Source organism: Arthrobacter sp. CP30 (genome assembly GCF_053470025.1).
This window is the reverse complement of record NZ_JBQEMM010000009.1, coordinates 1-19,216: the sequence shown is the minus strand read 5'-3', so window position 1 is coordinate 19,216 and position 19,216 is coordinate 1. Positions and strand designations below refer to the sequence as shown.

Here is a 19,216-nt window from a genome sequence, read left to right as displayed (position 1 = left end):
CCCACCTGCAGGAGACGCCATGGATTCGAAGACCACACCCCGGGGTGCCTCGCTCTACGGCTCGTCCGAGACGGCTCCGGCCCGGGCGACGCAGGACCGCATCGACATCCCCGAGTTCGCTCCGAGCCTCCTGCCCTCCGGCGACATCCGGCCGGACCGCTTCCTCGACCGTGAGATCAGCTGGCTCGACTTCAACGCCCGCGTGCTCGAACTCGCGGAGGACCCCGAGCTCTTCCTGCTGGAGCGGGTCAACTTCCTCTCCATCTTCGCGTCCAACCTCGACGAGTTCTTCATGGTCCGTGTCGCCGGGCTGAAGCGCCGCATCGCGACCGGTCTCGCCGTCCCCTCGGCCGCGGGACTCAGCCCCATCGAGCAGCTCGAGAAGATCATGCAGGACGGCTACCAGCTGCAGCAGCGCCACGCGGCCGTGTTCGCCGAGCACATCCGGCCGGCCCTCGCCGAGGAGCAGATCCACCTCACCACCTGGCAGGAACTCGACGAAACCGCGCGGGCGGAACTGCACAAGATCTTCGCGGAGAAGGTCTTCCCGATCCTCACGCCCCTCGCCGTCGATCCCGCGCACCCGTTCCCCTACATCTCCGGACTCTCCCTCAACCTCGCCGTCGTGGTCCGCAACCCGGTCAGCGAGAAGGAGCTCTTCGCCCGCGTCAAGGTGCCGGACCAGCTGCCGCGCCTCATGTCCGTGGACGGTCCGCGTGCCGGGAACGTCGCCGGGCGGATCGCGCGCTTCATCCCGCTCGAGGAGGTCATCGCCGTCCACCTCGACCAGCTGTTCCCCGGCATGGAGGTGCTCGAGCACCACCTGTTCCGCGTGACCCGCAACGAGGACCTCGAGGTCGAGGAGGACGACGCCGAGAACCTGCTGCAGGCCCTCGAGAAGGAGCTGCTCCGCCGCCGCTTCGGTCCGCCGGTGCGCCTCGAGGTGACCACGGACATCAATCCGAGCATCCGCGCCCTGCTGTCGCGCGAGCTCGGCGTCGAGGAGGACGAGGTGTACAACCTCCCCGCCCCCCTGGACCTCCGGGGACTCAGCGTCATCGCCGGGATCGACCGCGGCGACCTGCACTACCCGAAGCACGTCCCGCACACGAGCCGCCACCTCAACGAGAGCGAGACCTCGAAGGCCGCGAACGTCTTCGCCGCCATGCGCCGCCGGGACATCCTCCTGCACCACCCCTACGACTCCTTCTCGACGTCGGTGCAGGCGTTCCTGGAGCAGGCCGCGGCCGACCCCAAGGTGCAGGCCATCAAGCAGACGCTGTACCGCACCTCGGGTGACTCCCCGATCGTCGACGCCCTGATCGACGCGGCGGAGGCCGGCAAGCAGGTCCTCGCGCTCGTCGAGATCAAGGCGCGCTTCGACGAGCAGGCGAACATCTCCTGGGCCCGGAAGCTCGAGCAGGCGGGCGTGCACGTGGTGTACGGGATCGTGGGCCTGAAGACGCACTGCAAGCTCTCCCTCGTGGTGCGTCAGGAGATCGACGGGCTGCGCCGGTACTGCCACATCGGCACGGGCAACTACCACCCCCGCACGGCGCGGTACTACGAGGACCTCGGGCTCCTCACGGCGAACGAGCAGGTGGGCCAGGACCTCTCGAGGCTGTTCAACCAGCTCTCCGGGTACGCCCCGAAGTCCACGTTCAAGCGCCTGCTCGTCGCTCCGCGCTCGGTCCGCTCGGGCCTGATCGACCGCATCGAGCGGGAGATCGCCAACAAGCAGGCCGGTCTCGCCGCGCGGGTGGTCATCAAGGTCAACTCGATGGTGGACGAAGCCATCATCGACTCGCTCTACCGGGCCTCGCAGGCCGGTGTGCAGGTCGACGTGATCGTCCGCGGCATCTGCTCCGTCCGCCCCGGCGTCCCGGGACTCAGCGAGAACGTGACGGTGCGCTCCGTGCTCGGCCGGTTCCTCGAGCACTCCCGCGTCTTCGCGTTCGCCAACGGCGGGGAGCCCGCCGTCTTCATCGGCTCGGCGGACATGATGCACCGCAACCTCGACCGTCGCGTCGAGGCGCTCGTCCAGTTGAGCGCACCGGAGGACATCTCCTACCTGATGACCCTCATGGACCGCTACATGAACCCGGGGGTCTCCAGTTGGCACCTCGACGAGACGGGCTGCTGGACCCGCCACCACAAGGACGACGGCGGCGCACCGCTCGAGGACATCCAGTCGTGGCTGCTCGCCTCCCGGGCGCGCCAGCGAGCGGTGTCGCGCCGCTGATGGCGACGTCGACGAAGGACGCGACCGCCCAGACCGCACCGGGCAGTGGCGCCACGGTCATCGCTGCGGGCACGCTGTGCTGGCGCGTGGAGAAGGGATCCCTGGAGGTCCTGATCATCCACAGGCCGCGCTACGGCGACTGGTCGTGGCCCAAGGGGAAGCTCGATCCGGGTGAGACGACGCCCGAGTGCGCCGTGCGCGAGACGTTCGAGGAGGTGGGGGTGAGCGTCAAGCTCGGCATCCCGCTCGCGACCATCACCTATCCGGTCACATCTGGTGGGAAGACGGTGCACTACTGGGCAGCGAGGACCGAGCGGCTCACGCCCGTGCCCGACGGCAAGGAGGTGGACGGCTTCGAGTGGGTCGCCCCGGAGCGGGCCCGGACGATGCTCAGCAACCCGTCCGACGTCGAGCCGCTCGACGCGCTGGTCGCCGCGCACCGCGCGAAGGACCTGCAGACCTGGCCGCTGATCGTCGTGCGTCACGCGAAGGCGAAGCCACGCTCGTCGTGGAGCCGTGCCGAGGGCGAGCGTCCCCTCGCCGCCACCGGCCGGCGCCAGGCGATCGCGGTCGGCAGGCTGCTGCAGGCCTGGAATCCCGAGCGCGTGGTCAGCAGCCCCTGGGTCCGGTGCGTCCAGACCGTCTCCCCCTACGTCACCCAGCGCAGCGCGAAGCTGAAGCTCGTGGATGCCCTGACCGAGCACGACGCCGCCCGCAGGCCCGGGCGCGCGCGGTCCGCCGTCGAGCGGGTGTTCGACAAGCGCCGCTCCGTGGCGATCTGCACCCATCGGCCCGTGCTGCCCCTGGTCTTCTCGGTACTCGGCACCCACATGACCGGTACCCTCCGGGCCCTCCTGCCGGTCGAGGACCCCTACCTGGCGCCCGGCGAGGCCGTGATCTGCCAGGTCAGCAGCGCCAATCAGGGGCGGATCGTCTCGGTGGAGCAGTTCAGGGCGTACGACGACTGAACCTCGACACTCGTGCCGGGCGCACCCGTGCGGATCAGCCACGACGATGATCGGTTCACGGAGGATCATCCGCCGGTCCCGCGCCGTTCATGCCTGGTTCATCAGCCTTCCCTAGGGTCGGAAGCTCATGCACAGCACGCTCCGACGGACGGGAACCGCAGGGATGGCCGATGTGAGAGGCGTTGTGCGGGGACTCGCACCGCACGAGATCGAGGAACTCCGGAGCATCGGGCCGGCAGGGCCGCTGACACCACGGCTCGTGCACGCGATCGACCGCGCAGCCGGCGGCCCCGGGGAGGGACGCGGCTACTACGTGTACGGCCGGCGCGCCGACGCCGACCGACCGCGCCCGTTCATCCTGCGCGACGACGTCTGCAGCGAACTCCTCGACGTCCGTCTCTAGGGGTCCGTCTCTAGGGGTCCGTCTCTAGGGGTCCCCTCATCAGGCGTCCCTCACCAGGCATCTGCCACTCGGGGTCCACCGGCACGGACCGGGCGTCGCACCCCTGCGCAGGGCCCCTCCGCCCAGCACCCGTCCGCAGGACCACCTCGGCGGAGCATCCATCGACGATCATGGGGTGATGACGTCCCCCTCGCTGCCCGGCACCGCCTCCCCGGCGCAGCCGTCCGGCGTCGTCGTGCGGCTCCTCCGGACCGGCCCCACCCCCGGCCTGCACCCGGCGCCCCATGCGTCGGGCGAACCGGGCCGGCGGGCCCCTGCCCGGCTCGACGGCTTCGACGAGGTCCACGGTCTCGATGCCCTCGAACGTGAGCGCGCCGGTCGTTTCGTCGATCCGGTTCGGGCAGCGCAGTTCGTGGCCGGACGTGCGGCCCTCCGGGAGCTCGCCGCGGAGCTGCTCCATGTCGGCCCCGGACGCCTCCGCTCGGACTTCTCCTGCCCGCGATGCTCGCCCGCCGGCGGGTCCGACCACGGGAGGCCCGGCTACACCGTGGACGGCGTACGGACGCCCCTGTCCCTCAGCCTCTCCCGCGCCGCGGGGTTCGTCCTGGTCGGCGGCCTCACCGCGACCGGCGACCGGGCGGACGAGCAGCAGAGCCTCGGCGTGGACCTCACCGCCGTGACCGAGGTGGACTTCGACGGCTTCGACGACGTGGCCCTGACGGTCCGCGAGCGCAGGGCCGTGCACGGGACGCCACCGGACGGACGCGCGGCGACGCGGGCACGGCTCTGGGCGCGCAAGGAGGCCGTGGCCAAGGCTCTCGGGACCGGCTTCGGCGGCGGCACGGACCCGGGTGCCGGCGCCGGTCCCCCGACGGGTGCGCGTGCAGGCGCCGAGGCGCACAGCGGCCCGGGGCGCGGTACACGACCCCTCGAGCCGCACGAGCTCGACGTCCTCGACGATGCCCGGGTCAGGGACCTGCACCGCATCGACGGAGTGCTGCTGACCGGGCACGGACTGGCGGCCGCCGTCGCCGTCGGGCCCTAGTCCCGGGCCGTGGCCCTCGGCCGACGCGCTGCAGGCCGCGCGCGTCGAGCAGGGCGGTGGGCCCGGGCTGCCGTGGACCGTTGAAGGACGAGCCGCGCTACAGGGCGGGAAGCGCCGCGGCGTGCAGCCACGGACCGAGGAGCACCTCGGCATCGGTCCCGGGCAGGGTGCGGGTCACGAAGGCGAGGAAGTCCGGCGTGGTGACCGAACCGAAGCGGTACCCGGCCGTCCACGAACGGAGGAGGCCGAAGAAGGCGTCGTCGCCCACGGCGGTCCGGAGCGCATGCAGCGCGAGTGCACCGCGCTTGTACACGCGGTCGTCGAACATGTCCGCGGCGCCGGGGTCGCCGATCACGAGGTCCTGGGGTTCACGGGCGAGATGCTGGTGCGTCGAGCGCGCGTGCGCCTCCGCCGTCGTCGCCCCGCTCGCCTCGGACCAGAGCCATTCCGCGTAGCAGGCGAAACCCTCGTGCAGCCAGATGTCCTGCCAGCGGGCGGTGGTGACCGCGTTGCCGAACCACTGGTGAGCGAGCTCGTGCGCGATCAGCCGTTGCGCCTCCCAGCCCTCGTCGAGGTGGTTGCGCCCGATGATGGACAGCGTCTGCGCCTCGAGGGGGATCTCCAGGTCGTCGTCCGCCACCACCAGGAGGTACTGGGGGAACGGGTAGGGCCCGAAGCGCTCCTCGAAGGCGGTCATCATCTCATGGTGCCGGCCGAGGGCGGCCTTCGCCGCGTGCGCGAGGGCCGCCGGCACGGCCGCGTACTGGGGAACGGGACGCCCCGTCCCGCGTCCCCCGCCTGCATGGCGGGGAAGGCCGACGGCGGGCTGCGCCGGGTCGTTCAGCGCCACGAGGTCGTACCGGCCGATCTGCACCGTCGCGAGGTAGGTGGGCATCGGTTCCGACTGCTCGTACACCCACGTGGTGCGGCTGGACTTCGCGATGCGCGCGACGAGGACGCCGTTGCACACCGCGCGGTAGCCGGCGTCGGTGGTCACGGTGAACCGGTAGGCCGCCTTGCCGGAGGGGTGGTCGTTGCAGGGGAACCACGACGGCGCACCGGTCGGCTGCCCGGCCACCAGGACGCCGTCCGTGAGCTCCTCCCAGCCGACGTCCCCCCAGGTACCGCTGATGGGTGCCGGGTTCCCCTCGTACCGGATGTCGAGCCGTAGCTCGGCGTCGTCGGGCACGGGGTCGCGGAAGGCGACGACCAGTTTGCCCGCCCGCTCCTTGAACGAGCGCACGCGCACCGTGTCGGAGGTGACCTTCGTGGTCCGCAGCCCGCTCAGGTCGAGCTCGAGCTGGTGCAGTTCGCGGTGGGCGGCCATGGTGAGGACCGCACGGCCGGAGAGGCGGTTGCTGGCGAGCTTGTAGTCCAGGGTGAGGTCGTAGTGCTTCACGCGGTAGGCGGTGCTGCCGTTGCCCGGCGTGTAGGAATCGGGCGCGGAGCCCTCGGAGCTACTGCCCACGCACGGGTCCGGGCCCGGTCCACGAGCTGACCGGGTTCCCCATCCAGGAGCTGCCGGCGGGAACGGTCTCTCCCCGCATGACGAGCGAGGCGGGCCCCACGGTGGCGCCGGAGCCGATGTCCGCCGCGGGCAGGATCACGCTGTGCGGGCCGAGGGTCGCGCCTGCAGCGAGCTCCACGGTGTCCATGCTCATGATCCTGTCATGGAAGAGGTGCGTCTGCACCACGCAGCCACGGTTGACGGTGGACCCGGCGCCCAGCGTCACGAGGTCCGCCTCGGGGAGCCAGTAGCTCTCGCACCAGACGCCGTGCCCGATCTTCGACCCCAGCGCACGCAGCCACCACACCAGGGCGGGTGTCCCGCTGGCGGCGCGGGCGAACCACGGGGCGCTCACGCTCTCGATGAAGGTGTCCACCACCTCGTTGCGCCAGATGAACGAGCTCCAGAGCGGGTGCTCCCCCGCCCGGATGCGTCCTACGAGCAGCCACTTCGCGAGGACGGCGCTTCCCGCGGCGACGGCTCCGAGGGCCATGAACACCAGGCCGCTGAGCAGCGCTGCGACCGCGTGCCCGGCCCACAGGGCGAGCGCGTCGATGATGACCAGGGAGGCGGCGGCGATCATGACCGTCAGGATGATCGGCACGATCCGGCAGAGCTCCCAGAACGCCCGGGCGGCCTTGAGCCGGGGAGGCGGCCGGAAGGTGCGGCTGCTGTCTCCCGTGACCGCGAAGCGGCGCAGGCGCGACGGCGGACTGCCCAGCCAGGAGCTCCCGGCCTTCGCCTTCGCGGGGGTTGCCGAGAGCACGGCGACGAGCGAGTTCTTCGGGACGCGCCGGCCGGCCGACGTCATGCCGGAGTTGCCGAGGAACGCGCGCCGGCCGATCTTCGCCGGAGCGATGCGCAGGTGGCCGCCACCGAGCTCGTAGGACGCCACCCTGGTGTCGTCCGCGAGGAACGCCCCTTCACCGATGGTCGTCATCGCCGGGATCAGGAGCACTGTGGATGCCTCGACGTTCCGTCCGACCCGCGCGCCGAGCAGTCGGAGCCACACCGGCGTGACGAGGCTCGCGTAGAGGGGGAAGAGGAGGTCGCGCGCCATGTCGAGCGTGCGTTCGGTGGCCCAGATCCGCCACCCGGTGCGGCTGCGTGCCGGGTAGTGGCCCTCCTGCAGTCCGAGGCCGAGCAGCCGCACGGTGACGACGACGAGGAGCGCGTTGACCAGCAGCCACAGGACGGCGGCGAGGACCACCGGACCGACGAGCGTGGGCCAGGCGGCGGCGAGCGACGGCGCACCCCGGAGGGCCGCCACCACGGGCAGGGACGCCACGACGGCCGCGACGAACGGGATCAGCGCCAGCGCACCGGATGCTGCGGCGAAGGCCAGGAACGCCATGCGCGCACGGAACGGCGAGCGGGGCGGGGGGGCGTCGGGCCGGTCCTGCCGGGCGCGGCCCTCCCGCACCGCCGGCGACCCGGAGAAGAGCTGTCCGGCCTTCACCGCGCCCTGCACCGCGGATCCGGGTGCCACCTCCGCCCGGGCGCCGACCCGTGCGCCCGGCATCAGGGTGCTGCGGGCACCGACGACGGCACCGGCGCCCACGTCGATGGCGCCGACGTGGACGCGGTCGCCGTCGATCCACCAGCCGGAGAGGTCCACCTCCGGCTCCACGGAGGCGCCTGCACCGAGCGTCAGGAACCCCGTGACGGGCGGGACGGAGTGGAGGTCGACGTCGGGCCCGATCCTCGCCCCGAGGGCCCTGGCGTACACGGGGACCCACGGGGCACTCGCCAGACCCACGGCGCCGACGCTGTCCGAGATCTGCTCGGCGAGCCAGAGCCGCAGGTGCACCCTGCCGGACCGCGGATACACACCGGGCCGGACGCCCCGCAGCAGGACACGGGCGGCGGCGACGGAGAGGGCCATGCGGCCGAAGGGGCTCACGAAGACCAGCCAGGACGCGGCGACCCAGGCCCACGGCACCGTGGGCGCGGCGGTGAGGACGCCGAGGCCTGCCAGGACGTTCGTCGCGATCATGGCGTACGTCAGCCAGCGCATGCCCGCGAGGAGCTGCAGCGGGATCCCCAGGAGGGTCTGGAAGGCCTGCGACCTCCGGCTGGTGCGCCGCACGGTCCGGACGGGGGCGGCCTGCTGCTCGACGCCGTCGCCCGTGCTCGCCGCGAGCGCGGCGAGCGCGCCCAGGCGCGGGTGCGCGTAGACGTCCGCGACGGTGACGACCGGGTAGCGGGCGCGGATCATGGAGACGAGCCGGGCCGCGGCGAGGGAGCCGCCACCGTGGAGGAAGAAGTCGGCGTCCCCGTCGACCGGGACTGTGCCGAGCACGGCGGCCCACTGGTCGGCGATCCACTGGACCTGCGGGTCGAGGGCCTCGAGCGCCGCCGCGCCCCCGGCCTCCTCCCTGCCGGGAAGCGGCCAGGGCAGCGCGTCCCGGTCCACCTTGCCGCTGGTCTTGGTGGGCAGCGCGTCGGTCACGGTCAGGAGCGGCACGAGGGCCGCGGGGAGCTGCTCGGCCAGCAGGGCGCGGAGCGCCGCGAGGTCGGGGGCGGCGGAGGCAGCGACGAGGTACCCGACGAGCAGCTGGTTGCCGGACGGCGTCGTCCGCACGGCGGCGGCCGCCCCGGCGATGTCCGGGAGGGCCTGCAGCGCGGCGTCGACCTCCCCGAGCTCGACGCGCCGCCCGCCGAGCTTCACCTGGTCGTCCGCGCGGCCGACGAACACCAGCCCCGCCGCCTCCAGCTTCACGAGATCCCCGGAGCGGTAGGCGCGGTCCCAGCCGAGGGTCGGCAGCGGCGCGTACTTCTCGGCGTCCTTCGCGGGATCGAGGTAGCGGGCCAGGCCCACTCCCCCGATGATCAGTTCGCCGACGGCGCCCTCGGGCACGGGCACGCCCGATCCGTCGACGACGGCGAGGTCCCAGCCGTCCAGCGGCAGGCCGATGCGGACGGGTCCACCACCGCCGAGGCGCGCCGCGCAGGCGACGACGGTCGCCTCGGTGGGCCCGTACGTGTTCCACACCTCGCGGTCGTGCACGGCGAGGCGCTGCGCGAGGTCCGGCGGGCAGGCCTCGCCGCCGAAGATGAGCAGCCGGACGTTCTCGAGCGCATCCGCGGGCCACAGGGCTGCGAGGGTCGGCACCGTGGACACGACCGTGATGCCGCGGGCGATCAGCCACGGACCGAGGTCGACGCCGGTCCGCACGAGGGCGCGCGGCGCCGGGACGAGGCACGCACCGTGGCGCCAGGCCAGCCACATCTCCTCGCACGAGGCGTCGAACGCGACGGACAGGCCCGCCAGCACGCGGTCGGCGGGGCCGATCGGCTCACGCTGCAGGAACAGGCGGGCCTCGGCGTCGACGAAGGCCGCGGCCGAGCGGTGCGTGACGGCGACCCCCTTGGGCGTGCCGGTGGAGCCGGAGGTGAAGATGATCCAGGCGTCGTCGTCGGGCGTCGGTCCTCCGTCGATCCCCCGGGGGCGTCCCGCGGGGGTGAGCGCCAGGCCCGGCCCGACGACGACGGCGGCCCGCGACTCGGCGAAGACGACGAGCGCGCGCTCGTCGGGATCGTCGGCGTCCACGGGGACGTAGGCCGCGCCCGCCGCGAGGACGCCGAGGATCGCGATGTACAGCTCGCTGGTACCCGAGGGCAGGCGGACGCCGACGGAGTCCCCACGGCCGACCCCCGCCCGCCGGAGGGTGCCGGCGAACGCCTGCGCGGCAGCAACCAGCTCCGCGTAGCTGAGGGCCGAGGTGCCGTCGTCGAGCGCGGAGGCGCTGGGGTGTGCCGCGGCGGTCGCGTGGAGGATGTCCAGCAGCGTCCGGGGCTCCGGCGCGCGTCCGGCGGCGGCGAACTGCGCCTGCCGGACAGCGGGGTCGACGGCGGGGTCGACGGTGGGATCGACGGCGGGGTCGACGGTGGGATCGACGGTGGGGGCTGCCTCGGGCGGGGGGATGGTCACGGCTGGAGTCTTCCGGTGCAAGGTGAACGGCAGATGACCGGCGCTCTCCCCCGGCCCCGGAAGTCTACCGGCGCCTCATCCGCTCTAGACTTGCCGGGTGAGCTCCCCCATCCCCACCCCGTACGAGGACCTGCTGCGCGACGTCATGGCGAACGGCGCGGCGAAGAGCGACCGGACGGGCACCGGGACCCGCAGTGTCTTCGGCCGCCAGCTGCGTTTCGACCTCGCCGAGTCCTTCCCGCTGATCACCACCAAGCGCGTGCACTTCAAGTCGGTGGCGCTCGAACTGCTGTGGTTCCTCCGCGGCGACTCGAACGTGCGCTGGCTCCAGGAACGCGGCGTCTCCATCTGGAACGAGTGGGCGGACGACGACGGCGAGCTCGGCCCCGTGTACGGCGTCCAGTGGCGCTCGTGGCCCACGCCCGACGGCGGGCACATCGACCAGATCGCGCAGGTCGTCGAGGCCCTGCGGACCAACCCCGATTCCCGCCGCCACCTCGTCTCGGCCTGGAACGTCTCCGAGATCAAGGACATGGCCCTGCCGCCCTGCCACGTGTTCTTCCAGTTCTACGTGACACCCGGCCAGGACGGCACTCCCGGCAAGCTCTCCTGCCAGCTGTACCAGCGCTCCGCGGACACCTTCCTCGGCGTGCCCTTCAACATCGCGTCCTACGCCCTGCTGACCCTGATGGTCGCCCAGCAGACGGGCTTCGAGCCCGGCGAGTTCATCTGGACGGGCGGGGACGTGCACGTCTACGACAACCACGTGGAGCAGGTCGCGGAGCAGCTGTCCCGCGACCCGTACCCGTACCCGCGCGTCGAGCTCACCCGGAAGCCGGCCGGCATCTTCGACTACCAGCTGGAGGACTTCGCCGTGCTCGACTACCGGCACCACCCCACCATCAAGGCGCCGGTCGCGGTATGAGCCAGGACAGCCCGCCCCGGGCCGTGACGGTCTCCGACGCGGTCCGGGCCAGGCCCGTGATCGGCATGATCTGGGCGCAGACGGAGAACGGGGTGATCGGGAAGGACGGCGGCATCCCCTGGCACGTCCCCGAGGACCTCGCGCACTTCCGTGCGACCACCACGGGGCACCCGGTGATCATGGGCCGCCGCACCTGGGAATCGTTCCCCGAGCGCTTCCGGCCCCTGCCGGACCGCACCAACATCGTCATCTCGACCTCCGTCACCGATCTGCCCGGCGCCGTCGTCGTCCCGTCGCTGGACGCCGCGCTGGCAGCGGCTGCGGCTGCCCCGGGAGCGGACGAGGTCTGGATCATCGGCGGCGGGCGCGTGTACGCCGACGGTATGGCCCACGCCCACGCCGCCCTGGTCACGGTGGTCGAGGATGCCGCGGAGGGTGACACCCTGGCGCCGGCCCTCGGTCCGGACTGGTCGCTCACCGCGTTGACGCCCGAGACGGGCTGGCTGGAGTCCTCCAGGGGTCCGCGGTACCGGATCAGTCTCTGGACGAGGCAGGACTGAGCCGGGCCGGTCACAAAGCGGGCCGGACTCCCCCTCCCGCCTAAACTGGGCGTATGACTTCAGCACCCGAGAGCGCCGCCCTGCCGTCCGTCGGATTCGTCGGCTGGCGCGGCATGGTCGGCTCGGTCCTCATGCAGCGGCTCCAGGACGAGGGCGACTTCGCCCGCATCAACCCCGTGTTCTTCTCGACGTCGGCCGCGGGCGGCGCGGCGCCGTCCTTCGCCGACGGCGCGGACCCCCTGCAGGACGCCTACGACGTCGAGACCCTCGCCACGCTCCCCATCATCGTGACGGCGCAGGGTGGCGACTACACCTCCGAGGTGTACCCGAAGCTGCGCGACGCGGGCTGGTCCGGGCTGTGGCTGGACGCCGCCTCCACCCTGCGCATGGATCAGGACAGCGTGATCGTCCTCGACCCGGTCAACCGGTCCGCGATCGACGCGGGCCTCGCGGGCGGCGTCCGCGACTTCATCGGCGGCAACTGCACCGTGTCCTGCATGCTGATGGGCCTCGGCGGGCTCTTCCGCAACGGTCTCGTGGAGTGGGGCACGTCCATGACCTACCAGGCGGCCTCGGGCGGCGGCGCCCGGCACATGCGCGAACTCCTCACGCAGTTCGGCGACCTCCACGGCACCGTGGCGATGAACCTCGACGATCCCGCGTCGGCCATCCTGGACATCGACCGGGCCATCCTCGCGAAGCAGCGCCACCCGAGCCTGGAGGCCTCCCAGTTCGGTGTGCCGCTGGCCGGCTCCGTCATCCCGTGGATCGACAGCGACCTCGGCAACGGCGTGTCCCGCGAGGAATGGAAAGCGGGCGCGGAGACCAACAAGATCCTCGGCACCGACGCGCGCATCCCCTTCGACGGACTGTGCGTCAGGGTCGGCGCCATGCGCTCGCACTCGCAGGCCCTGACCCTGAAGCTGACCGAGGACCTGCCCGTCGGTGAGATCGAGGCGATCATCGCGGCGGACAACGACTGGGTCCGCGTCATCCCGAACACGAAGACGGACACGCTGGCGTCCCTGACGCCGGTCGCCGCCACCGGGTCGCTGACCGTCCCCGTGGGGCGTATCCGCAAGCTCGAGATGGGCCCGGACTACATCAGTGCGTTCACCGTCGGTGACCAGCTGCTGTGGGGTGCGGCCGAGCCCTTGCGCCGCATGCTGATGATCGCGACCGGCAACCTCTAGCCCGCACGGCCCGTCGCAGGGTCCGACGACGGCGAGGACACCGCCCGTCCCCCGGCGGGCGGGACCGGGCAACCCGGTGGACCGGCAGGGGCAGTCGTGGCGGGTGTCTGAAAAAGTCGGTGGGCGGCGGCACCATGGGCGCATGGACCCGATGAACGCAGACACCATCCTCCGGCGCTTCTTCGCCGTGAGCGGCCACACCCGGCATCCGGAGAGCCTGCTGCGCTACGAGCGGGTCCAGTCCCACCTCCGTGGATACCTCGAGGAGGTGGCCGCCGCGGGGCTCGAGGGACCCGCGCGCGAGCTGCTCGAGCTGGAACGCCAGTTCGACGCCGAGGCTCCCTACGCACGGCTCCTCGGAGCGCGGGAGCTGCTCCACGCGCTCCCGGACTTCCTCGCCGTCCCGCAGCTGCTCCCCGACTTCCACGACCGGCTGGCCCAGATCAGCGTCGCCTCCCGGCTGGCCCAGTGGCTGTGCTCGCGCCGGCTCGTGCAGCGGGAGGACAGCTGGGACGACGTCGTCCTCACCCGGGCCGCCGCTGAGCAGGCCCGGCGCTCTCCCGCCCTGTGACCCGTCCTCGCCTCAGAGCGAGCAGTTGATGAGCAGCGGCTCGGGCTCGAGGCGGATGCCGAATCGCGCCTCGACGCCGTCCCGTACGAGCCGCGCCACGGACAACAGGTCCGAGGTGGTGGCCCCGCCCCGGTTCGTGACCGCCAGCGTGTGCTTCGTCGAGAGGGAGGCCCGGCCCTCAGCGGCGGCGTATCCGTCGTCGTCCCCGAGGCCGAAGCCCTTCGAGAAGCCCGCGCGCTCGATCAGCCACGCCGCGCTGAGCTTCACCTGGCCCTCGAGACCGGCGGGATAGCGCGGCGCATCGGGGGGAAGCGCTGCGGCGACGTCCTCGGACACGATCGGGTTGGTGAAGAAGGAACCGGTGCTCCAGGTGTCGGGATCGGGTGCGTCGAGCACCATCCCCTTGCCGGCACGGAGGCGCAGGACCGCCCGGCGGACATCGTTCGCGTAGGTCCGTTCCCCCACCCCGATACCCAGGGCGGCCGCCAGTTCCGCGTACCGCACGGGCTTGCTCATCCGGCCGAGACCGAGCTGGAACTCCACCGAGAGGACCACGTAGCGGGGAGACCCGCCGACGGTGCTGCGCTTCAGCAGCGAGTCCCGGTAGCCGAACCCGAGCTCGAAGTTCGTGAAGCTCTTGATGCTGTCCGTCTCGCGGTCGAAGGTGCGGACCGTCGCGATGGTCTGCGCCACGTCCGAGCCGTATGCGCCCACGTTCTGCACCGGCGTCGCCCCGGTGGAGCCCGGGATCCCGGACAGGGCTTCCAGCCCGGAGAACGCGTGGAGCACGGTGTACCGGACGAGGTCGTCCCAGTCGTGGCCGGCCTGCACCTTGACCATGACCCCGCCGCAGGTGGCGTCGTCGTCGTCCACGGTGAACCCCGAGGACGTGATGCGCACGACGGTCCCGTCGAAGCCGTCGTCGCCGATCAGCAGGTTCGATCCCCCGCTCACGATCAGCAGCGGCTCGCCCGCTGCGTCCGCCGCCCGGACGGCCGCCACGATCTCCTGCTCGGTAGCCGCCTCCACGAGGGTCCGGGCGGCACCGCCCACGCGCGCGGTGGTGAGGTCGGCCAGGCGCGGGCCGGTCACGGGGGCGCTCATGGCAGCCTCACCACGGCCTGCGCCTTCACGAGGACCTTCTGACCGCCGTAGGTGACGGTCAGGTCGATGCGCGCGGTCGACCGCTCGGCGTCGAGCGCGCCGACCGTGCCGGTCACCTCGACGACGGCGCCCGGCTCGCCGGGACGGGCCGTGGTGTCCTCGACGACCACGGGCTTGGTGAAGCGCGTCTGGTAGTCCACGACGGCGGCGGGGTCCCCGCACCAGTCGGTCACCAGCTGGACGGAGGCCCCCATGGTGAACATGCCGTGGGCGATGACGCCGGGGAGGCCCACTCCCTCCGCGAAGGACTGGTTCCAGTGGATCGGGTTGAGGTCCCCGGACGCACCGGCATAGCGGACGAGGTCCTGCCGCGTCACGTCGATGGTGCGGGTGCCGATCTGCTGACCGACCTCGAGGGTGGCGAATCGTGCGCTCATGGCTACTGGTCCTCTCCGCGGACGAGGAGCGACGACGTCGTCGTCGCCGTGTGGATGCCGTCGACCGTCGAGATCTCGGCGCGCGTGGTGATCATCGCGCCCCCGCCCATCGCACGGACCTGGTCCACGTGCAGTTCGGCGACCAGTTCGTCACCGGCGACGATGGGACGGTGGTGGACGAAGCGCTGGTCCGCGTGCACCACGCGCGTGAAATCGATGCCCGCGCTCGGGTCCGCGATCAGCTGCGCATCCGCCCGTTGCGCGACGACGATCGCGAAGGTCGGCGGCGCGACGAGGTCGGCGTGTCCGAGCGCCACCGCTGCGTCGACGTCGAAATGCGCGGCGTGCGTCGCCTTGACGGCCCGGGCGAAGTCGCGGATGGCCTCGCGTCCCACGGAGTAGATCTCACCCGCAGGGTAGCTGCGTCCCTGCAGGTCTGGGTCGATGGTCAATGGATCCTCCGATGGAAGGGGACAGGATGGACGGCCGCGCAGGGTGGAACCGGCGGACGGAGCCGGGGTGGGTCAGCTGCGGTCCCGCAGGCGGCGGCGTACGTCCCGGGACCGCACCACCATGCCGGCGAGGTGGCAGACCATACCGGCGACGATGATCGGGATCGCCGTGACGACGAGGACGCTCTGGTCGGTCGCCGCGCCGAGGACCGCGATGAGGATGCCGATACCCGTGGTCACGAGTGCGGAGACCACCAGCTTCCGGTACAGGTCCGAGCCGGTCTCCCAGGGCGTGTTCAGCATGATGCGATTCTACCGCCGTCCGCGTCGCTGCCGACGGGCGGGACCTCAGAAGAGCGATTCCTGCACGGCAGGGACGGGCGTGCTGAAGTCCCCGAAGCGGAGACGCCTGCCCTTCAGCTGCGCGAGATCGACGACGAACAGTACCTCGGTGCCGTCGATCGCGACCAGCGCCGAGGGACCGAGGACCTGACGCACGGTGAAGCCGTGCCGGCCATGCGTCAGGGGCTCGGGGTAGGGCTGGAGGGCGGGGTGCCCGAGGACGGCGCCCCAGGAGGGCGGCGGCTCGAACTCCTCGTGCACCACCTCGTAGCCGTCGATTCCCAGACCGCCGTCGAGCAGGCCGCGCGCCGCCAGGGCGAACCCGTCGTTGAGGTGCTCGAGCCGGGCCATCGGCAGCGGCGTGCACAGGGAAGCGGCCTTGGCTCCGGACCTCACCGCCTGCTGCAGGCCGACGGTCCGCGTGACCTCGTCCTCGAGGACCCGCACCACGCGGCCGTCCGCTGCGTGCGCGACGAACTGGGCCACCACGGCGCCCTGCTCCACGAGGCGCGCGTGCTTGCGCAGGTGCGATGCCGTCCCCACCTTGGTGGCGCCGTCGGCGAAGGTCGCGACGTACAGCCAGTGCGGCTGCTCGAGATAGCGCTTGAGCCCGGCGGGGGCGATCCCCGAGCGGTGGATGTCATGCATGAACCGCAGATCGTCCTGCACGAAGCACCGGCCGCACTGGTGGCCCCTGTCCGCCGGCGCCTGGCCGACGCAGCGCACCCACGTGCGGTCGTCGCGGCCGTGCACGCGGTGGAACCCGAGGCAGTAGCGGTCCTCCCCGGCGACCTCGAAGGCCACCCGGGTGCCGACGTCGAGCGGGAGATCCCCGTCCGGCGCGCCCGGGACGTCCTCCGCCCCGCCCTGCCCGGGCACGGCATGCAGCGACAGGGCGGGGACCGAGGCCCCCCAGGTCGGACCGCCGCAGAGGAGGATCGGAGTCATCGTCCAAGCCTAGGCGTCACCGACGACGGCGACGGGCCGCGCGGCGCGGTCAGGCCAGGACCCGGCTGAGGTCGTAGGCTGCGGGGATCTCGAGCTGGTCGAAGGTGCAGGAGCCGGCGTCGCGATCGGGCCGCCAGCGCTCGAACTGCACCGTGTGCCGGAAGCGGGAGCCCTCCATCTGGTCGTACCGCACCTCGACCACGCGGCGCGGGTGCAGCCGCACATAGGAGACGTCCTTGCCCGAGGCGAACCTGCTGCGCTCGGTGGCACCCCGCTGCACCTCGCCGTGGTCGTCCAGCATGACGTCCTGCTCGAGCTCGTCGACGAGTTCGAGCCGCCGCTTGGTGGAGAACGCGGAGATGCCGCCGACGTTCTGCAGTACGCCGTCCTCGTCGTACAGCCCGAGCAGCAGGGATCCGACGCCCTGGCCGGACGTGTGGACGCGGTACCCGAGGACCACGGTGTCCGCGCTGCGGTGGTGCTTGACCTTGAGCATGCGGCGCTTGTTCGGCTCGTAGGCGGACGCGAGGGGCTTGGCCACCACGCCGTCGAGCCCCGCGCCCTCGAATTCGACGAGCCAGCGGCGGGCGAGCTCGACGTCGCGCGTGACCTGGGAGAGGTGGACCGCTCCGCCGAAGGACTGGCCGATGCCCTCCAGTGCCTCGCGCCGGTCGCGGAAGGGCAGGGCGGTGAGGTCCGTCTCATCGATGGCGAGGAGATCGAAGACGACGAACGAGGACGGCGTCTGGGCCGCCAGCAGTCTGATGCGGCTCTCCGCGGGATGGATGCGCTGGGAGAGGGCTTCCCAGTCGAGGCGCTCCGCCCCCGGTTCGCCGCGGCGCACCACGATCTCACCGTCGACCACGCACCGCTCCGGCAGGTGCTCGAGCAGGGCGTCGACGAGTTCGGGGAAGTAGCGCGTGAGCATCTTCGACCCGCGGCTGCCGATCTCGCACGTCCCGTCCTGGATGCGGATGATCGCGCGGAAGCCGTCCCACTTCGGTTCGTAGACGAGCCCGCCCGGCACGCTGTCCTGGTCCGGCACGGCGTCGACGGCTTTGGCCAGCATCGGTTGGAGGGGGAACGGCAGCTCTGTCATGTCCTGATCCTGTCGCATCGGAGGCGGATCCGGCCAGCCGCCGCCCCTCGCACGCCGTGCGCCGGTGGAGGTCCGGTCACGCGAACGGCGACCCGGATGGACCCGGGTCGCCGTTCGCGAGGCATCTCGCCGTCGACTCAGACGGTCTGGCCCTCGTGCGGACCTTCCTCGATCTCCTCGAGGAGCTTGTCGTTGAAGGCGTCGAGGTCGCCGGGGTTGCGGCTGGTGACCAGTCCCTGGTCCACAACCACCTCCTCGTCGCTCCAGTTGGCGCCGGCGTTCTTCAGGTCGGTGGCCAGGGTGTGGAAGGACGTCAGGTCACGGCCATCGACCACGCCCGCCTCGATCAGCAGCCAGGGCCCGTGGCAGATGGAGGCGACGGGCTTGTGCTGCTCGAAGAAGGCGCGGGCGAAACGCTGGGCGTCCGTGTCGACGCGCAGGAAGTCGGCGTTGACGACGCCGCCGGGGAGCACCAGTGCGTCGTAGTCCTCCGCTTTCGCGTCGGAGACCGCGAGGTCGACGTCGAAGGTGTCACCCTTGTCCATGCCGTTGAAACCCTGCAGCGGCCCCGCTGCGGGCGAGACGAGCGTGGGTACGCCGCCCGCTTCCTTGACCGCGTCCCAGGGGCTGGTGAGCTCGATCTGCTCCACCCCGTCGGTCAGCAGGAAGGCGACCTTCTTGCCTGAGATGTCGTGTGTGGACATGCTGTTCTCCCTTGCGTAGAGCGTGGCTGGCGTACGTCCACCCAGCCTAGGAACCAACGAAGTGATAAGCAAGCTGAGTATCTGTGTTCAGAGCCCTTCCGAGACGGCGGCCGCGGCTGCGAGCCAGGCACGCTGCGTCGCCGGTCGCAGCGCGGAGAAGCGGATGCGCCCCTTGAGGAGTGCGATGTCGAACGGGATGGTCACCGCGCGTCGGGCCAGGTCGCCGAACCCGTCGGCGATCGCCCGGGCCTGGGCCTGCGTCCCGTTCTTGTCCGACTGGCTGACCACGACGACGGCCCGCTCCGACAGCTCGCCGTAGCGACCGCCCCGCGCCCGCAGCGCCTCGAGCAGCAGCGCACCCGCCTCGGCGTGTTCCTCCAGGGTCGTGGTGGCGATGACGAGCTGGTCCGTGTGGTGGATCATGCGGAGCCAGCGTTCGGCCGTCTCGTCGTTGCCCGAGTCGATGACGTTCAGCCTGAAGTACTTGGACGCGACCTCGTGCAGGGCGTCGAAGTCCTGGGAGGTCACCTTCTGCTGCGTGGCGAGGACGTCCGGCTTGGACCGGAGAACGTCGAACTTGTCCGCCGTCTGGTGGTGGACGTATCGCGCCAGGAGGGCCGATTGCGCGGAGGGCGCGAGGAGGGCGTCCGTCTGCGGCAGGAGGTCGAGGACGGTCGCCTCGTGCGGGCCCTGCTCCGTCCGCCACCCGAGCGTGCCGCGGGTCTCGTTGTTGTCCCAGGCCAGGACGGGCGCCCCGCCGTTGCGGGCGAACACCGCGGCGA

At 71.9% G+C, this 19,216-nt stretch carries 18 protein-coding genes; 8 read left to right on the top strand and 10 right to left on the bottom strand.

Annotation, left to right across the window (positions count from 1 at the left end):
* Window positions 1-19: 19 nt before the first annotated feature.
* The 4 genes from ACTIMO_RS12335 (at window position 20) to ACTIMO_RS12320 (ending at window position 4,658) form a co-directional block, all read left to right on the top strand.
* Window positions 20-2,242 (top strand): RNA degradosome polyphosphate kinase, encoded by a 2,223-nt coding sequence (locus ACTIMO_RS12335; RefSeq protein WP_448182595.1) that lies wholly within the window; start codon window positions 20-22, stop codon window positions 2,240-2,242.
* Window positions 2,242-3,210: an NUDIX hydrolase gene (locus tag ACTIMO_RS12330; RefSeq protein WP_448182680.1), complete on the top strand. Its 969-nt coding sequence runs from the start codon at window positions 2,242-2,244 to the stop codon at window positions 3,208-3,210. Before ACTIMO_RS12335 ends, ACTIMO_RS12330 begins: the two co-directional genes overlap by 1 nt.
* A gap of 163 nt (window positions 3,211-3,373) precedes the next feature.
* Window positions 3,374-3,613 (top strand): hypothetical protein, encoded by a 240-nt coding sequence (locus ACTIMO_RS12325; RefSeq protein WP_157365751.1) that lies wholly within the window; start codon window positions 3,374-3,376, stop codon window positions 3,611-3,613.
* A 178-nt stretch (window positions 3,614-3,791) separates the two neighbouring features.
* Window positions 3,792-4,658: a 4'-phosphopantetheinyl transferase family protein gene (locus tag ACTIMO_RS12320; protein WP_448182594.1), complete on the top strand. Its 867-nt coding sequence runs from the start codon at window positions 3,792-3,794 to the stop codon at window positions 4,656-4,658.
* A gap of 97 nt (window positions 4,659-4,755) precedes the next feature.
* Here the strand turns inward: ACTIMO_RS12320 and ACTIMO_RS12315 are convergent, their stop codons facing one another.
* Both ACTIMO_RS12315 and ACTIMO_RS12310 read right to left on the bottom strand, forming a co-directional pair.
* Window positions 4,756-6,126, bottom strand: coding sequence for a M1 family metallopeptidase (locus tag ACTIMO_RS12315; RefSeq protein WP_448182593.1), 1,371 nt, complete (start codon window positions 6,124-6,126; stop codon window positions 4,756-4,758).
* The gene (locus ACTIMO_RS12310; RefSeq protein WP_448182679.1) at window positions 6,116-10,093 is read right to left on the bottom strand and encodes a Pls/PosA family non-ribosomal peptide synthetase; all 3,978 of its coding nucleotides are present in this window, start codon (window positions 10,091-10,093) and stop codon (window positions 6,116-6,118) included. The genes ACTIMO_RS12315 and ACTIMO_RS12310 overlap by 11 nt, the downstream gene beginning before the upstream one ends.
* A 151-nt stretch (window positions 10,094-10,244) precedes the next feature.
* Here ACTIMO_RS12310 and ACTIMO_RS12305 point away from each other — a divergent pair, with 151 nt between their 5' ends.
* The 4 genes from ACTIMO_RS12305 (at window position 10,245) to ACTIMO_RS12290 (ending at window position 13,348) form a co-directional block, all read left to right on the top strand.
* Entirely contained in the window at window positions 10,245-11,024 is a 780-nt protein-coding gene (locus ACTIMO_RS12305) for a thymidylate synthase (protein WP_055769234.1), read from the top strand.
* Complete coding sequence (locus ACTIMO_RS12300) at window positions 11,021-11,584, top strand: dihydrofolate reductase (RefSeq protein ID WP_055767959.1); 564 nt, start codon at window positions 11,021-11,023, stop codon at window positions 11,582-11,584. Before ACTIMO_RS12305 ends, ACTIMO_RS12300 begins: the two co-directional genes overlap by 4 nt.
* A gap of 53 nt (window positions 11,585-11,637) precedes the next feature.
* Window positions 11,638-12,777 carry an aspartate-semialdehyde dehydrogenase gene (asd, locus tag ACTIMO_RS12295; RefSeq protein ID WP_082471261.1) on the top strand — a complete coding sequence of 380 codons (1,140 nt, stop codon included), beginning with the start codon at window positions 11,638-11,640 and terminating at the stop codon, window positions 12,775-12,777.
* A 142-nt stretch (window positions 12,778-12,919) separates the two neighbouring features.
* Window positions 12,920-13,348, top strand: a complete 429-nt coding sequence (locus tag ACTIMO_RS12290) for a hypothetical protein (protein ID WP_157365750.1) — start codon at window positions 12,920-12,922, stop codon at window positions 13,346-13,348.
* A gap of 12 nt (window positions 13,349-13,360) precedes the next feature.
* On the opposite strand, the gene ACTIMO_RS12285 is transcribed toward ACTIMO_RS12290, so the two are convergent.
* From ACTIMO_RS12285 to ACTIMO_RS12250, 8 genes are all read right to left on the bottom strand, one after another.
* Window positions 13,361-14,452: a UDP-N-acetylmuramate dehydrogenase gene (locus tag ACTIMO_RS12285; RefSeq protein ID WP_414826601.1), complete on the bottom strand. Its 1,092-nt coding sequence runs from the start codon at window positions 14,450-14,452 to the stop codon at window positions 13,361-13,363.
* The gene (locus tag ACTIMO_RS12280) at window positions 14,449-14,889 is read right to left on the bottom strand and encodes a MaoC family dehydratase (protein WP_055767951.1); all 441 of its coding nucleotides are present in this window, start codon (window positions 14,887-14,889) and stop codon (window positions 14,449-14,451) included. The genes ACTIMO_RS12285 and ACTIMO_RS12280 overlap by 4 nt, the downstream gene beginning before the upstream one ends.
* Before the next feature lie 2 nt (window positions 14,890-14,891).
* Window positions 14,892-15,341, bottom strand: a complete 450-nt coding sequence (locus ACTIMO_RS12275) for an FAS1-like dehydratase domain-containing protein (RefSeq protein ID WP_055767948.1) — start codon at window positions 15,339-15,341, stop codon at window positions 14,892-14,894.
* A gap of 72 nt (window positions 15,342-15,413) precedes the next feature.
* Entirely contained in the window at window positions 15,414-15,644 is a 231-nt protein-coding gene (locus ACTIMO_RS12270) for a hypothetical protein (RefSeq protein WP_055767946.1), read from the bottom strand.
* Window positions 15,645-15,689: 45 nt separating this feature from the next.
* Window positions 15,690-16,631, bottom strand: a complete 942-nt coding sequence (locus ACTIMO_RS12265; RefSeq protein WP_448182592.1) for a DUF2797 domain-containing protein — start codon at window positions 16,629-16,631, stop codon at window positions 15,690-15,692.
* Between the two features lie 49 nt (window positions 16,632-16,680).
* Window positions 16,681-17,730, bottom strand: coding sequence for an ATP-dependent DNA ligase (locus tag ACTIMO_RS12260; RefSeq protein WP_448182591.1), 1,050 nt, complete (start codon window positions 17,728-17,730; stop codon window positions 16,681-16,683).
* A 137-nt stretch (window positions 17,731-17,867) separates the two neighbouring features.
* On the bottom strand, window positions 17,868-18,434 hold the full coding sequence (locus ACTIMO_RS12255) for a type 1 glutamine amidotransferase domain-containing protein (protein WP_055767941.1): 567 nt from the start codon (window positions 18,432-18,434) through the stop codon (window positions 17,868-17,870).
* An 87-nt stretch (window positions 18,435-18,521) separates the two neighbouring features.
* The coding region (locus ACTIMO_RS12250; protein ID WP_448182590.1) for a MinD/ParA family ATP-binding protein at window positions 18,522-19,216 on the bottom strand (695 nt) is incomplete at its 5' end.

Bases quoted from the DNA above. Each gene is read 5' to 3' on its own strand.
- ACTIMO_RS12335 (WP_448182595.1), top strand. From the start codon at position 20: ATGGATTCGAAGACCACACCCCGGGGTGCCTCGCTCTACGGCTCGTCC.
- ACTIMO_RS12330 (WP_448182680.1), top strand. From the start codon at position 2,242: ATGGCGACGTCGACGAAGGACGCGACCGCCCAGACCGCACCGGGCAGT.
- ACTIMO_RS12325 (WP_157365751.1), top strand. From the start codon at position 3,374: ATGGCCGATGTGAGAGGCGTTGTGCGGGGACTCGCACCGCACGAGATC.
- ACTIMO_RS12320 (WP_448182594.1), top strand. From the start codon at position 3,792: ATGACGTCCCCCTCGCTGCCCGGCACCGCCTCCCCGGCGCAGCCGTCC.
- ACTIMO_RS12305 (WP_055769234.1), top strand. From the start codon at position 10,245: ATGGCGAACGGCGCGGCGAAGAGCGACCGGACGGGCACCGGGACCCGC.
- ACTIMO_RS12300 (WP_055767959.1), top strand. From the start codon at position 11,021: ATGAGCCAGGACAGCCCGCCCCGGGCCGTGACGGTCTCCGACGCGGTC.
- asd (WP_082471261.1), top strand. From the start codon at position 11,638: ATGACTTCAGCACCCGAGAGCGCCGCCCTGCCGTCCGTCGGATTCGTC.
- ACTIMO_RS12290 (WP_157365750.1), top strand. From the start codon at position 12,920: ATGGACCCGATGAACGCAGACACCATCCTCCGGCGCTTCTTCGCCGTG.
- ACTIMO_RS12285 (WP_414826601.1), bottom strand. From the start codon at position 14,452: ATGAGCGCCCCCGTGACCGGCCCGCGCCTGGCCGACCTCACCACCGCG.
- ACTIMO_RS12280 (WP_055767951.1), bottom strand. From the start codon at position 14,889: ATGAGCGCACGATTCGCCACCCTCGAGGTCGGTCAGCAGATCGGCACC.
- ACTIMO_RS12270 (WP_055767946.1), bottom strand. From the start codon at position 15,644: ATGCTGAACACGCCCTGGGAGACCGGCTCGGACCTGTACCGGAAGCTG.
- ACTIMO_RS12265 (WP_448182592.1), bottom strand. From the start codon at position 16,631: ATGACTCCGATCCTCCTCTGCGGCGGTCCGACCTGGGGGGCCTCGGTC.
- ACTIMO_RS12260 (WP_448182591.1), bottom strand. From the start codon at position 17,730: ATGACAGAGCTGCCGTTCCCCCTCCAACCGATGCTGGCCAAAGCCGTC.
- ACTIMO_RS12255 (WP_055767941.1), bottom strand. From the start codon at position 18,434: ATGTCCACACACGACATCTCAGGCAAGAAGGTCGCCTTCCTGCTGACC.